Origin of the sequence: Streptomyces sp. HUAS TT11 (genome assembly GCF_051553595.1) — a bacterium.
Classification (GTDB): domain Bacteria; phylum Actinomycetota; class Actinomycetes; order Streptomycetales; family Streptomycetaceae; genus Streptomyces.
On record NZ_CP196185.1, the window covers coordinates 71171 to 84911 of the forward strand.

Sequence of the window (13741 nt, forward strand, 5' to 3'; positions counted from 1 at the left end):
GTAATCAGGCCTCGCCGGCAGTAACCGGGTGGCTGGGTCGGTGTGAGGCGAGAGCGCGGTGGGGTGGGGGGTGTGGGTCATCATGCGTCCTGGAGTGTGGTGGGGCGGGTGGGCGGGGTCTGGGGTTGGGAGAGGGCGTGGTCGACGAGCGTGAGCAGGACGCCGGCGACGGAGGTGGCCGCGCGGGCGTCGCAGGGCACGACGGGGAGGTGTTCGGGGAGGTTGAGGGCGTCGCGGATGTCTGCATTGGGGTAGCGGTGGGCGCCGTCGAACTGGTTGACGGCGACGATGAAGGGCAGCTCGATCCGTTCGAAGAAGGAGATGGCGGTGAAACTGGCCTCGAGGCGGCGGGTGTCGGCCAGGACGACCGCGCCGATCGCCCCGTGGGACAGGTCGTACCAGAGGTCCACGAAACGGTCCTGTCCTGGTGTGCCGAACAGGAACAGTTCCAGGGGCAGGGGGACGTCCAGGCTGAAGCGGCCGAAGTCGAAGGCCACCGTCGTGGTGTCCTTGGCTTCCACTCCGTGCAGGTTGTCGGTGGGGGCACTGGCTTGGGTGAGGTATTCCTCGGTGGTCAGCGGTTCGATCTCGCTGACGGCGCGTACCAAGGTGGTCTTGCCGACGCCGAACCCGCCGGCGATCACGATCTTGAGGATTGTCGGCTCGCCCGCGTCCGCCTCCCGGCCACGGGAGGAGGGCGCTGGGTCAGCCGGACTGGGCGTAGGAGACGGCATCGGGCCACCGGGCCTTGAGACCGGCACTGAGTGCCTCCAGCAATTGTCGAGTCGGATCAGCCGAAGCAGCGGCAGTGCTGGCGGGCACCCGTAGGGCACGTGCGTCCAGCAGATCGGAGATGAGGATGCGCACCACGCTCACCGGGCGGCCGAGGGTGCCTGCGAGTTCGGTGACCGAGCGGCGCCGCTGCTGGCACAGCGACACAATTCGCGTGCATTCCTCGGGCAGTGCGGGCCCCGGTCTGCCCGGACCTGTCTCGAGCACGCTGTCCAGACTCAGCGTGTAGCGGGGGCGGGTGCGGCCGGCGGTCAGCGTGTAGTTACGTACTACGGAGGATTCGTCGCCCGCGGCATCTGTTGAACAGGCGTGTGGGTGACGGGGGTTCATCGGGCATTGTTGCTGGCAGCGGGGTGGCGGACGGGGATGGTCATGTAGGGCGCGAATCGGTTGATGAGGCGTTCCATCTCGAAGCCGACCGTTCCGGCCTCGGCGTCAGGCCGGGAGATAACGCCCAGCACGGTGTCGACCTCTTTGCGGCTGCTGCCGAGGGTGGTCTCGAATGCGGCGCTGCGGCCTGCCCTTTGGAGGAAGAACAGGGCGTCGTCGCGTTCGAAGAGGATCTGCTGCGTGGGCCGTTTCTTCCGGGTGGGTCCGGTGATGTTGTGGGCCAGGGAGGCCAGGCCGCAGAATGCGGCGGCCAGTTCGTCCGCCCAGTTGCGGTCCAGGCCGCTGTCGAGCAGTTTGAGGCCGTCGCGTGAGAGCAGCAGGGCGTGCGTGACGCCGGGGACTGTGGTGGCGAAATCGTGCAGCAGCCAGGCCATGTCCGTCGTCGCGTCTTTCGTCTGGGGCGCATGCGCGCTTGTGGTGCTGTCGGCCGTGCCGTTCACGTCGGGGGTGGTCATCGTGATCTGCTCCATGGGTATGAAAGGCCGACCCGGCATCTCGCCGCGGGGCCGGGCACATGGGTGGGCGTCAGGGCTGTGTGGACGGCTGCTGCCCGTCACCAGCGGCTGTCTGCGGTCCGGTCGTGTCAGTGTTCTGGGCGCGCGCGGCCTGCCTGCCGCCGAGGAAGGCTGCCGCCAGGCCTGCTCTGGCAGCAGTCACAGGGGTCTGAGACTGCTCAGCGCGGACAGCGATCTGGGCCGGCGTGCGCCGGGGCAACGGCGGCGCCTCGGCATCCGCTCCGGCATCGTAGACCGACGCACTGGCCACGGCGGGCTTCGCCTGGGCATCGGGCGCATTTTCGGGTGGCGTAATCAGTGGCGGCGGGTCGGGCATGTACTGCTCCCCCGCGGGGGTCGACGCCGCGGTGCGGACTACGGCGGGAGGCCGGATTGCCACCAGCTGGCGTTGCGGTACCACCACCAGTGCGGTCGTACTGCCCATCGGGTTCTCCCTGAGCATCACGCTCATGCCGTGACGCTGGGCGATCTTCGCGGCCGTCAGCAGACCGATATGCCCCTCACGCACCTGGGCACTGACATCGACCGTGCCCGGATCACTCAGCAGCGCATTCAGCCTGGCGCGCAGCCTGGCCGTCATCGGCATGGCACGGTCCTCGATCTCGACCGCGAGCCCGGCCGCCACCCTCTCCGCCCGCACCTGCACCCTTGTGTCCGGACCGGAAAACTCGATCCCGTTCTCGATCAGCTCGGCCAGCAGATGCGACAGGTCCGGACCCACATGTCCAGGAAGGCCGAACTCGGCGCCAGCAGCGCCCGCCGAGACCCCCACGCGTGCGTACTGCATGACCTCCGATACCGCTCCCCGCAGCATTGTTGTCACGGTCATGGGCTTACGGGTACTGCGCAACGACTCCCCACCCAGTACGGCCTTGCTCTCCACCAGTCGTCGCATCCGCGTCACCAGATGATCAATCTCGTAGATCCTGGCCAGCAGCTGGGGATCATCGGTCTGCATCTGCAACTCGGTCAACGCATCCAACGCCCGGTCCACCAAAGCGTGCTCGCGCCGGGAGAAATGCCGCAGCATCCCCAGTAACACCGCGGCCTGCGACTCCTCATGCACCCGCACCAACGAGGCCGCAGCCTGCACCTGCAGCTCTTCCAGGAACCCCACCACCCTGGCAGCCCCGTCCGGGTCCTGCGCCGGCCCGGGCCAGTCAGGAATCGGCGGCCTCTGGCCCCGGCACAGCTCATCCGCCGTCCACAGCAGCAGCTTGTCGACTGCCATCACCGCGTCCGTGATCTTCTGCAATTCGACGGCCCACGCCGCCTCCCGCTCCCGATGCACCGCCGTCGCAGCCACCCGAGCGCGCCACGCACCCATCAAGACTGACGCGACCGTCCCCCAGGCCAGCACGCCCAACAGCCGCCCCGTGGACAGCATTGGCTCGGCCCACGCCCAGGCGACCGCCGCAGCCAACAAGACCGCAACCGACGCCAGCGGGACGGCCACCGCCAGACGAATCTGCTCCAGCACGAAGCGATCCGTCAGGGTGCGACGACGCCGGCCACGGCTGCGCCGTAAGAGAGGATGTGAAGAGGGAACGCGGCCAGACATGAGATTCCTTCGCATAAATGATCAATCACGGATGAAGCGTGCTCGCCGAACCGGCCTGAAGCGACTCCGCCGCAGGACATCCCTGGCTGTGCAGCCAGCCATAGACGCCCCCACTGGAATCGCTCGCGAACACACCCTGCGTACGCGGCTCGCCTTCACGGATCTCCTGGCAGCACGATGCGCACACCCGCCGACGGACGGCCGCCGCAATCTCCTCCACGCCGACCGGGACACTCAACGGACCTGGACGCTCGTACAAAGCCAGGAGAGAACGGGACACCGCAGCGAGGTCTTGCACGTATGCAGCCTGTTCCTGAGGCGAAGTGCCGCCGTTGCCGTTCATGACATGATGGGCGCGGATGAGCACGTGGATACCCATGCGACGCCACTCCCCACGCGTACGCGCCGTCACGTCCTCGACCTCTGACAGCAGCAGCGTGACGTGCTCTTCCAGGCGGTCACGAAGGCCTTGAACGCTCTCCTGCTCCTCCTCGCTATCCACCCACACCTGGAATCCGGCGTTGTACGCCTGCCGAATCGCCGCAGCATCGATCAACAGCCACCCGCTAGACATCAGACGACCCCTCCCCTGCCGCAAGCAGGTGCCGGCCGTGCAGGAGAAGCCGCTCCACGGCAGCCGACGAGCACAGGTTGTCTGGCCCTTTCACGGGCCCACACCAGTAGGAGCTGCCGTGGTACGGAGTGATGTGCGCCGGGTCCGGCACACCAAGAAAGCAGCCCTCCCCAAGAATGGGCGCATAGGACTCATGGGCCTTCCAACACACCCCGTCCTCAGCATGTGCCGAAACGAGCGCGTAGTACCGCCGACGAGTACGGTCGGCGAACACCGGACTGCCCGGCAAGGTGTCCGCAAGGTAGCGGTCGACTTGGTGTGAGTAGGCCGTCTCCGCAGCGGCATGAACCAGCTCAGCAGGCATGCGCACGGCAGCGAACAAGAGACCACACCGCAATAGCGCAATCCCCGACTCTCGCCAGCCCGTGCAGGCGTCCGCCTCCGACAAGGCAGCAGCTGTGAGTAGCCAGTCACGCACTGCCGGCTCCACACAATCGGCCGGATCCAGCAGGGTGTCACTGCCCATGTTCGTGGCCCCGGTCATGCCCCAACCGCCTTTTCGACCCGGTGAATAGGACACGCGCATGGCGGCAACCGAGTGGCACCTGGCTCCACCTGCTGGCCGTCGTAAATCCTCGACACAGTGCCGCAGTCCCGCGTGACCGTGCCATAGCGGTCCACCCGATAGGCATGAACCGGCAGCTTGACCCTGGACCGTAAACAGACCCTATCGTTCGTCATGTCGACGCTCCCTCAACGGTTTGAGCGTTGGCCATGGCCCCGGGACCGGTGACGCGGTCGCCGGGGTTCAAGCCGTGCGATGCAATCAGCGTCGTCCATCGCGTGCACTTGCGGGATAACCAGCAGGGGTTACCGAGGCGGTAATACACTCGTCCTAGTTCACCCCCCCCAACGCGATGCCAATCACTCCGGAAGTTGGCCCTCATGGACGCCACCACCCCGGGCTCGCTCGCCCCCGGGGTCCTCGAAAGAGAGGACCTCAAGCGAGCCCTGGCCGAGCATGACTTTGCTGCAGCCTTCGCGCTCATCAAAAAGTGGGGAGGTCTGTCTCAGAACCGCATCGCGGTCGCCTGCCAGCTCACACCCAGTAAGGTGTCCACGATCATCAGCGGCCAGCAGCAGATCACCAGTTTTGAGGTGATCTGCCGCATCTCCGATGGGCTGCGCATCCCAGGGCGTATGGTCGGCCTTGCCGACCGGCCGTGGGAAGTACAGACCGACGCCCCAGGGCCCGCATCACCCCCTGGCCAGGCCTCTAACTTGCCTGATGAGGCCTCATGGCGCCCCGCCAAGACCGTACACCTAGCCGGGGAGCTGACCAGAAGCGACCTCGTGATGGATCGCCGCGCCGTCACACGCGCCCTTTCCGGCGCCGCCTTGTTTGGCGTTGCACTCCTCGATTCCATCGAGGGCTGGCTCCAACCTGCACCTACACCCACGCCCCGCCGTCAACACGGCCGCATCGGCATGCGGGAAGTGGAGGAACTGGAGGGCACTGCACGTGCCTTCCGCGCCTGGGATCACCGGTATGGCGGCGGCTTGCGCCGCAAAGCCGTCGTCGGCCAACTGAACGAGGTAGCCAGCCATCTCGAAGAGCACCAAGCACCCGCCGTGGAACGCGGCCTGTTCCGGGTGATGGCCTATCTCGGCGGCACCGCAGCCACGATCGCCTGGGACTCCGGGTTCCAGAAACAGGCGCAATCCTACTATCTGCTCGCTCTGCGTGCAGCCCACGCCGCTGGTGACGGTGCCTTCGGCGCGAATGTCCTGGCAGGAATGGCTCGGCAGATGTTGTACCGAGACCGTCCACAGGACGCCCTAGAACTCGTGCACTTGGCGCGGAAAGGTGTCAGTACCACGGCCGGACCGCGACTGCGGGCGATGCTCCACACCCGGGAAGCCTGGGCATACGCAGCCATGGGGCGCGGAGCAGCGTTCCGACGGGCGAGCGGTGAAGCGTCGGAAGCACTCGCCAATGCAGGCCCGGAGGACGAGCCGTACTGGATCAAGTATTTCGACGAAGCCGAGTTGGCGGGTGTGACCGGCGGACGGCTGCTGGAGATGGCTCGGAAGGAACCAAAACAGCATGCGCAGGTGGCTGCTGACACCATCCGTGAGGCAGTCGCCCAGCGTGGCACGGAGGCTGGCCGCAGCCATGCACTCGACACGATCGGTCTGGCAGAGTGCCACTTCCTTATGGGGGATGTGACCAGTGCTGTAGACCTCACCGGGCAGGCCGTTGCAGCCGCAGCCCGCACGCAGTCCGCACGCGTGCGCACCCAGCTCGGCCAGCTGTATCCGTACACAGTTGGCAGAGGGGCCTCGCAGCGCATAGCCGAAGCCCGCACAATGATCCGCGACCTATTGTCGAACTGAGGGATCACCGTGACAATCATCGCCGTGACTGGGCATATGGACCTGACCCAAGAAAGCGTGCCTCTGGTACGCCACGCGCTGCGAAAGACGCTGAAGCCGTATGCCGAAAACCTTACGGGCGTCTCCTGCATCGCCAAGGGTTCCGACTCCCTTTTCGCGGACATCGTTCTCGAGCTCGGTGGCAGACTGATCGTAGTGATCCCATCGAGGGACTACCGCCAGGCCAAAGTCAAGGCCGATCACGCCGCGACGTTCGACCGCCTCATCACAGCCGCCGCCGAGGTAGTCGCCCTGGACCACCAATCCGCGAACCGTTCGGCATACGAGGACGCCAACCGGACACTTCTGCAGCGGGCAGAACTGCTCGTCGCCGTCTGGAACGGGGAGCCACCCTCCGGAAAGGGCGGCGGCACCGCGGACACCGTTATCGAAGCCAAGCACGCAGGACTGCCCGTTGAGATCGTATGGCCGGATGGCGCCACCCGGCAGAACTGAGTCGAGGTCCCGAGCGGGGCGGCCGGACGCAGCCGCTGACGCTCGCCTGCGGCCTCCGCCTCCGCTTGCCGGTGACGGACGAGGCTCAGCTCGATCTACACAGCGTATTCGGTGTAGTCGATCCGATCGCGCCAGTGATACGCCAGCCGATGGTCGAGGGCGCGGTGATCGCCCCTTCTTCCAGCCCGGGTTGGACTCACAGCCACTCGCCGGAACGGGGTGTCGGACGAAAGCAAGCGGCAGTATCCCGGACTCGGAGCAGATCCAGCTCGACCAGTCCCTTGCGTAGCCCTCGCGGGTGTTGGTCAGGCAGCCATCGGTGACTACGGGCATGGCCTGACCGCCTATGTGCTCCAGAGCGACCCCGGCAGCGGCATCGTTCGTGTCCTGCCAGTCGTGCGACCCGACTGCTACAACACGCGCCGGTTCTCTATAGCAAAGCCTGCATGTGACTGATTTCAAGCCAAGTTACCAGTGAGGCGCGCAAATTAAGCCACGACCTGCTGGCATATGCGTAATCTTCTCACTACGCAAACGAACGAACATGAGCATGCCAACCGCCAGTTTGAGCTGCGCGCATGAAGCCCAAGATAAGCAGCCACCACAGTCGCCGCGGGGAGATAACGTGACACGGCCAGGGACCGCCTCTGTTCGCATCCAGAAGCAGGCTGCTGCCTTGATCCTGGTCTGCAACCTTGCCTCTCTGCCCGGTTGCAGCGAAAGCCACAGCAGCGCCAAACCTTCCCGCCCGTCAGCCGCATCGACGTCACAGCTGCCCGCAGCCTCTACCGATCCGACCGAGGTAGCGAAAAAGGAAGCAGTGGCGGCATATGCCGCCTACTGGGTCGCGATGGAGAGGCTCTACGCCGACCCCGCCGACAAGAGTGCGCATCTTGATCAGTACGCCGCATCTGCCGCTTTGAAGAACGCCGAGGCAGACGCTAAGCGCGCTCACGACCGCGGCGACATCAACATTGGCCGCATCACCCTTACTGACCAGACGGTCGGCGAGGTGGACACCTCGGGCGCGATCCCAAACGCGACCGTCTCCAGCTGCTTGGACGTCTCCGGGTGGCAGACCGTCGATGCCAAGACCAAGAAGCCAGTGCCCCTCCCAGAAAACCGGCTGACGAAGTATGTAATCCTCAGCACCCTCGAGAAGTATCCGGAAGGGTGGCGCGTCATCCGCGACGAGCCCCAGGGGAAGCCTTGCTGACGCGCCGCATTGCCATCACCGCTGCAACCATCTTGGCTGCGCTGTCCAGCCCTACCCCCAGTCATGCGGCGGAGGGCCCCAAGGAAAGGGGCGGGATCCACTGCACCCTGTACAACTGCGAGGTCGCGGTAGACGTTCCTGGTCAGGCTGGTGGTCAAGCAGGCGGCAGCACGGGTGGAAGCGGTTCATCTGGTGGTGACGACTCCACCGATAAGACGGTCTGCAAATACAAGCTCGCAGACCCACAACCTCGCGCTGGCAGTTTGGACTGGGAAGGCCACAAACCCGGCGACGGCGCCGTGTACGAACAGATATGCGGTTGGGGTGACCTCAACGGAAACACCATCGTTCGGATGGTCTGGTTAGCCGATCCGCCCGCGCAAGAGACCGTCACGCCAGCCGTCCTGGCACAACGGGCAGTCGACTCGATGACGCTGCTCGGCCCGGACATCGCCAGCCCGCGCGCGGCCGGCAAGTACACCGTCGGTGTTCCGATGTGGATGTGGGTCAACCAGAGCCCCACCACCTACGGGCCCAACACCGCTTCAGCATCGGCTGGCGGCATCACCGTTTCCGCGGCCGCGGAGGTGTCAAAGATCGTGTGGAAGATGGGCGACGGCGTCAGCGTGACCTGCAATGGCCCCGGCACGGCCTACACGCCATCCGAGGGCATGGCCCAGTCGCCGACCTGCGGACACGTCTACTCCAAGACCTCGGCCGGAGCCCAGAACGGAAAGTTCCCAGTGACAGCGACCTCGACATGGCTCATCGACTGGCAGGGCGGCGGACAAGTCGGCCAGCTGACCGAGGTGCGGCAGACCAACATGCAGGCGTCAGTCGGTGAAGTACAGGTCGTCAGGTAACGCCGCCGGAAGGACAGAACGGTGAGCCAGACTCAAGAACGCGCATACGCAGCCAACGGCGGCGCCTATCAGGGAGGTGTGCCCGCTCCGGTGGCGCCACCCCGGGTGTCGGCTCGTAGGCGACGGCCAGGTGTCATTGCCCTGTCACTGGCGCTGATCGCCGCTGGCGGAGCGGGGGTTGCTGTCCTGCTGCTCCAGGTCGGGAATCGCACGGACGTGGTGACCGTGGTCCGCGACGTCCAGGTCGGCCAGGTCCTCACGGGGGACGACCTGGGTAAGGCGTCCGTCGCCCTGGACCCGGCCGTCAAGGCGGTGCGCGCCGACGACCTGAAGTCGGTGGTGGGCAAGCGGGCCGCGGTGGAGCTCAAACCCGGCTCCATGCTTGCCCCGTCTCAGGTGACGAGGGACTCGCTGGTGAAGGCGGGCGAGCAGTTGGTGCCGATCGGTTTGGAGCCGAAGCAGATCCCGGCTACCGCTCTGGTGCCGGGCCAGAACGTTGAGCTGGTGCGGGTCCCGGCCCAGGGCGCTGCCGACGTGGGCAAGGCGTCCGATGGGGCGCCGCAGACGATTGATGGTCGGGTGGTGAAGGCGTCCGGCGCTGCCCCAGGTACGGGGATCGTGGTCGTCGACGTCGCAACTGCCGCTGCAGACGGCCCCACGGCCGCCGCTTGGGAGGCGGCCGGCACGTTGCGTCTGGTCCTTGCTGCCCCGGGCGGTAACTGATGGCGGTGATCGCGCTCGCGGGCTGCAGCGGTGCGCCCGGTGTGACCACGAGCGCGCTGGCTCTGCTGTTGTCGTGGCCTCTGCAGGCGGGCCGGCGGATGATTCTGGCCGAGTGCGACCCGGACGGTGGTGCCGTGCTGCACGGGTTATTGCAGGCCTCGCTCGGCGATCGGTACGGGCTGCGCAACCTCTCGGTGGCTGCCCGTAAAGGTGAGTTCAGTGAGGCTTTCTGGCGGCAGTTGATCGACTTGAGTGGTGAGGACGATGCGCGGGAGTCACCGCGCGACCGGCTGCTGTTGCCGGGCATCACCGACCCCGCGCAGGCGGCGAGTCTGGGCTCGGTATGGAAGGTCATCGCGCAGATGTTCCGCGGCATCGATGCGGAGAGCGGCCACGATGTCCTGATCGACCTCGGCCGTCGCGGGGCCTACGGGCCCTCCGGGGTCCTGGCCGAGCAGGCCGACGCCGTAGTCGTGGTGGTGCGTAACACCTTGCGCTGCCTGCAGGCAGCGGAGAGCCGGGTGCGCGCACTGGACGAACGGGTCGGAGACATCAGCGTGCTGCTGATCAATGAGGGGCCCTATCCCGCGGGCGAGGTCCAGCGCGTCCTTCAGGTGCCGGTGCTCGCCACTTTGCCGTACGCGCCGAACGATGCCCGCGTGCTGTCCGACGGCGCCGAACAGCCTCGCCGGTTCACCAATTCACCACTGATGAAAGCCGCCCGCACGAGCAGCGCGCTGCTCCTCCAGCGGGCCGCCCTACGCCGGGCCCGCCTCGATCCACGCGGCCTGCACACCGCGGGTGGAGAGGTGACCCGTGCACGCTAGGCCCCTGCACCCGGACCCCTCCGTGGCCCCGCCCTCCCAGGAGCGGGCGCCACATCAACTCAACGGCGCGTCCTTACCTGCTGGTGCTGCCTCGAGCACACGGGGACTCGGAACGGCGGCACCGCAGATCACCGTCGACTACCGGGTGGCGCGGGAGATCGCGTCCCAGGTAGCCAAACAACGCGAGGAACTACTCAAGACCAAGCCCGGCATGGACCGGGCCGGCGAGGAGCAGCGCTGCCTGAACTGGATCGCCGAGGCTGTCGCGCTGTGGTCGGACGCCCAGGCAATGACGCCACAGCAAGATGAGGCGCTGCGACGCGCCGTCTATGACTTGCTGTTCCGGGCCGGCCGGTTGCAGCCGTATCTGGACGACGAGCGAGTCGAGGACATCATCATCCAGGGCCCGCACGAAGTATGGCTCGACTACGGCGACGGTCAACGCCGCCGGGTCGGCCCGATCGCGGACTCCGAGGAGGAACTGCTGGAGTTGCTGCGAGAGTTGGCCCGGGGATCTGGGCACAGCGAGCGCACCATCTCCACCGCCAACCCCACCCTCGCCCTGTCCCTGCAGGACGGCTCCCGCCTTCAGGCCATCACCGGACTCGGCCCGATGACGTATGCCGTCATCCGCCGGCACCGGGTATCCCACTCCGACCTCGACGACCTGGTGCGGCTGGGCACCATCGACCCCATCCTGCGCGCATTCCTCGGGGCGTGCGTGCGCGCCGAGAAGAACATCATGATCGCGGGGAAGCAGAAGGCCGGGAAGACCACGCTGATGCGAGCGATGCTGAAGGAGCTCGACCCGGAGTGCCGCTTCGCCACCATCCAGACCGAGGATGAGCTGTTCGCCCACAACAACGGCTACCACAAGCAGGTCGTGTCCCTGGTGGGACGCGAGTCCAACGGGGAGAAGGACGTCACCGGGCGCAGCGCCGGTGAGGTCACCCTCCTGGATCTGATGCACCCTGCGCTGCGGATGTCGCTGGAGCGGATCGTGGTCGGCGAGGTCCGCGGCCCCGAAGTCGTCGCCATGATGCAGGCGTTGACGAACGGCTCCGGTGGCAATCTGTGCACCATCCACGCGCGTCGCCCGGACATCGTCTTCGACCGGATCGCCGAGTTGTACGCGCTCGCTCAGGAGAACCTGTCCGAGCAGCTCGCCTACCGGCAGACCGCCAACGGCCTGGATTTCGTGGTGTTCGTCGACATGACGGACGAGACGCAGATCGGGGGCCGCCGCCACCGCTACGTCTCCCACGTCCTGGAACTGACCGGGATCGGAGAGAACGGCCGGCCCGCCACGAACTCGGTCTTCTCCCCCGGAGCTGAGTGGGGGGAGGTGCGGGCGGTGCCGAGGATGGATCCTGCCTGCATCGACGACCTGCGCCGCGTCGGCTTCGACTCAGGCATGCTGCAACAGCCCTACGGGGCCTGGAAAGCACCGTTGCCACTGAAGGTGGGAGGGGCCCGATGATCCTGCTGTTCGGGCTGCTCAGCGGCATGGCCCTCGTCGGCGGGCTGATCGGTGCCGTGGCGGGTCTCGTCGGCACAACAGCGCCGCGCCGGCCGGTAAGCCAGCGTTGGAAGACCCTGCACGGCGGAAAGTACCCGAGCGCGGACGCCCGGATGCGGCAGCGGAGCCTCGCGGCCGCAAGCGTCGTCGTTTTCGTGGGCGTGTGGCTGGTCTCGGGGAACTTCGTCGGCGGAGCACTGCTGGGTGCGGCCGTCATCGGCGTTCCCTGGCTCATCACCCCTGGGCAGATGGCACAGGAACGCATCGGTCAGCTGGAGGCCCTGAGCGAGTGGACGCAGAGGCTGGCCGGCCTGCTGCGGCTGGGTATGGGCCTGGAACAGGCGATGATCGCCAGCCGTCAGGGTGCACCGGAAGAACTCGCCCCGCAGATCATCAACCTGTCCGACCGGCTGCGCCTGGGATGGCGACCGGAAGGAGCGCTCCGCGCGTTCGCCGATGAGCTGGACGATGTCACCTCGGACAAGGTGGCGGCGGCGCTCATCCTGTCCGTCAACGACCGCGGCCCGGGCCTTGCCCAGGCGCTGGAGGACCTGTCGGGCACCGTCCGCGAGGAAGTCGCCAAGAAGCGGGCCATCGAGGCGGACCGGGCGAAGCCGCGCACCACCGTGCGGTGGATGAGCATCATCACCGTAGGTGTCGTGGTGGCCGGGTTCTTCGTCCCCTCCTACACCAGGCCGTACTCGACGCTGCTGGGGCAGCTGGTGCTCGCCTTCCTGACGGCTGGGTTCGTCGGTGTCCTTGCTTTGATGCGGCAGCTCGGCTCCTTCCGCCGCATCCCACGCTTCCTTATTCCCGACCCCGCCAGCACCGTCCGGCTTCCTACGTCGGAGCCCGCACCGGAGCCCGACCTGTCGCTCACTGCCCGACAGCCGGAAGGAGTGACCCCGTGAATCTGATACCTGTCGTGGTGTCCGGCGGCACGATCGGCGCCGGCCTGGCGCTTCTGATTCGGGAGCTCCTGCAGCCTCAGCCCGCGCTGGGTCCGGCTCTGAAGCGCAGTGCCCCGGCTGTCTTGACGATGCCCGAACCGGACTTGGACCGGGAGGAGGTGTGGGGCCGGTGGCTGCTGGCCCGCCTCGAGCGGCTGCCTGGCGTCCGGATCCCCACCACCAACCTGGCCCTGCTCGGGCTGGGTCCGGGCGAGTTCATGCTCAAGAAGACCGCGCTCGCCGCGCTGGGGCTGCTCTGCCCGGTCATCGCGACGGTCCCGTGGGTCACCGCGGGTGTGAGCCTGCCTTTCTACGTGCCCACCGGCGTCGGGCTTCTCCTCGCGGCTCTGCTGTTCATCACGCCCGATCTCTCTGTGCGGGACCAGGCCAAGCGGGCACGAGAGGAGTTCGCGCACGCCCTGTCCGCCTACCTCGACCTGGTCGCGCTCAAGCGGGCCGCCGACGCCGGGCCCGCCGAAGCGCTGGAGAAAGCCGCCGAGGTCGGCGAGGGCTGGCCCTTCCTCTACCTGCAAAGCGCCCTACGCCGGGCCCGGCTGGAGAAGATCCCGCCCTATCAGGCCCTCGCTGAATTGTCGGCCGAGTACGACCTGCCCGTCCTTACCGACGTCGCCGACATCATGCGCGGCTCAGCCACCGACGGCGCGGCCGTCTACAAGGCGCTGCGCGCCCGCACCGCGGCGCTGAACGCCGAACTGCTGGCTGATCAGGCCGCGGAGGCGAATGCGGCCAGCGAGAAGATGACGGCCCCCGGCGCCCTCTTGGCGATCTTGGTAATGCTGCTGATGGCCTTCCCCGCCGTAATCCGCATGCTGACCGTCTGAACCCACCATCTTGTACAACTCACCAGAGAGGTAGAGAACGTGAAGCACACCGCAGCCCGCACCCGGACTCACATCAA

Annotated in this window: 14 protein-coding genes; 9 read left to right on the forward strand and 5 right to left on the reverse strand. The window is 66.9% G+C overall.

Annotation, left to right across the window (positions count from 1 at the left end; genetic code table 11):
• Window positions 1–80: 80 nt before the first annotated feature.
• The 5 genes from ACSHXN_RS44075 to ACSHXN_RS44095 all read right to left on the reverse strand — a co-directional run bounded on the left by ACSHXN_RS44075 (window position 81) and on the right by ACSHXN_RS44095 (window position 3814).
• Complete coding sequence (locus ACSHXN_RS44075; RefSeq protein WP_438306612.1) at window positions 81–644, reverse strand: GTP-binding protein; 564 nt, start codon at window positions 642–644, stop codon at window positions 81–83.
• 61 nt (window positions 645–705) lie between these two features.
• Window positions 706–1122, reverse strand: a complete 417-nt coding sequence (locus tag ACSHXN_RS44080; RefSeq protein WP_438306613.1) for a DUF742 domain-containing protein — start codon at window positions 1120–1122, stop codon at window positions 706–708.
• A complete protein-coding gene (locus ACSHXN_RS44085; protein ID WP_438306614.1) occupies window positions 1119–1637 on the reverse strand; it encodes a roadblock/LC7 domain-containing protein in 519 nt (172 codons plus the stop codon). Before ACSHXN_RS44085 ends, ACSHXN_RS44080 begins: the two co-directional genes overlap by 4 nt.
• Window positions 1638–1707: 70 nt before the next feature.
• A complete protein-coding gene (locus ACSHXN_RS44090) occupies window positions 1708–3177 on the reverse strand; it encodes a sensor histidine kinase (protein ID WP_438306615.1) in 1470 nt (489 codons plus the stop codon).
• A gap of 106 nt (window positions 3178–3283) precedes the next feature.
• Window positions 3284–3814 carry a DUF6415 family natural product biosynthesis protein gene (locus tag ACSHXN_RS44095; protein ID WP_438306616.1) on the reverse strand — a complete coding sequence of 177 codons (531 nt, stop codon included), beginning with the start codon at window positions 3812–3814 and terminating at the stop codon, window positions 3284–3286.
• Window positions 3815–4777: 963 nt separating this feature from the next.
• Between ACSHXN_RS44095 and ACSHXN_RS44100 the strand changes: the two genes are divergently transcribed.
• From ACSHXN_RS44100 to ACSHXN_RS44140, 9 genes are all read left to right on the forward strand, one after another.
• The gene (locus tag ACSHXN_RS44100) at window positions 4778–6229 is read left to right on the forward strand and encodes a helix-turn-helix domain-containing protein (RefSeq protein ID WP_438306617.1); all 1452 of its coding nucleotides are present in this window, start codon (window positions 4778–4780) and stop codon (window positions 6227–6229) included.
• 9 nt (window positions 6230–6238) lie between these two features.
• The gene (locus tag ACSHXN_RS44105; protein WP_438306618.1) at window positions 6239–6724 is read left to right on the forward strand and encodes a hypothetical protein; all 486 of its coding nucleotides are present in this window, start codon (window positions 6239–6241) and stop codon (window positions 6722–6724) included.
• A gap of 820 nt (window positions 6725–7544) precedes the next feature.
• Complete coding sequence (locus ACSHXN_RS44110) at window positions 7545–7940, forward strand: secreted protein/lipoprotein (protein ID WP_438306619.1); 396 nt, start codon at window positions 7545–7547, stop codon at window positions 7938–7940.
• Complete coding sequence (locus ACSHXN_RS44115) at window positions 7934–8803, forward strand: ATP/GTP-binding protein (protein WP_438306620.1); 870 nt, start codon at window positions 7934–7936, stop codon at window positions 8801–8803. The genes ACSHXN_RS44110 and ACSHXN_RS44115 overlap by 7 nt, the downstream gene beginning before the upstream one ends.
• A 21-nt stretch (window positions 8804–8824) precedes the next feature.
• On the forward strand, window positions 8825–9526 hold the full coding sequence (locus tag ACSHXN_RS44120; protein ID WP_438306621.1) for an SAF domain-containing protein: 702 nt from the start codon (window positions 8825–8827) through the stop codon (window positions 9524–9526).
• Window positions 9526–10353 carry a hypothetical protein gene (locus ACSHXN_RS44125; RefSeq protein ID WP_438306622.1) on the forward strand — a complete coding sequence of 276 codons (828 nt, stop codon included), beginning with the start codon at window positions 9526–9528 and terminating at the stop codon, window positions 10351–10353. Before ACSHXN_RS44120 ends, ACSHXN_RS44125 begins: the two co-directional genes overlap by 1 nt.
• Before the next feature lie 127 nt (window positions 10354–10480).
• Window positions 10481–11833 carry a CpaF family protein gene (locus ACSHXN_RS44130; protein WP_438306880.1) on the forward strand — a complete coding sequence of 451 codons (1353 nt, stop codon included), beginning with the start codon at window positions 10481–10483 and terminating at the stop codon, window positions 11831–11833.
• Window positions 11830–12783 (forward strand): type II secretion system F family protein, encoded by a 954-nt coding sequence (locus ACSHXN_RS44135; protein WP_438306623.1) that lies wholly within the window; start codon window positions 11830–11832, stop codon window positions 12781–12783. The genes ACSHXN_RS44130 and ACSHXN_RS44135 overlap by 4 nt, the downstream gene beginning before the upstream one ends.
• A complete protein-coding gene (locus ACSHXN_RS44140; RefSeq protein WP_438306624.1) occupies window positions 12780–13664 on the forward strand; it encodes a type II secretion system F family protein in 885 nt (294 codons plus the stop codon). The genes ACSHXN_RS44135 and ACSHXN_RS44140 overlap by 4 nt, the downstream gene beginning before the upstream one ends.
• The last annotated feature ends 77 nt before the right edge of the window (window positions 13665–13741 follow it).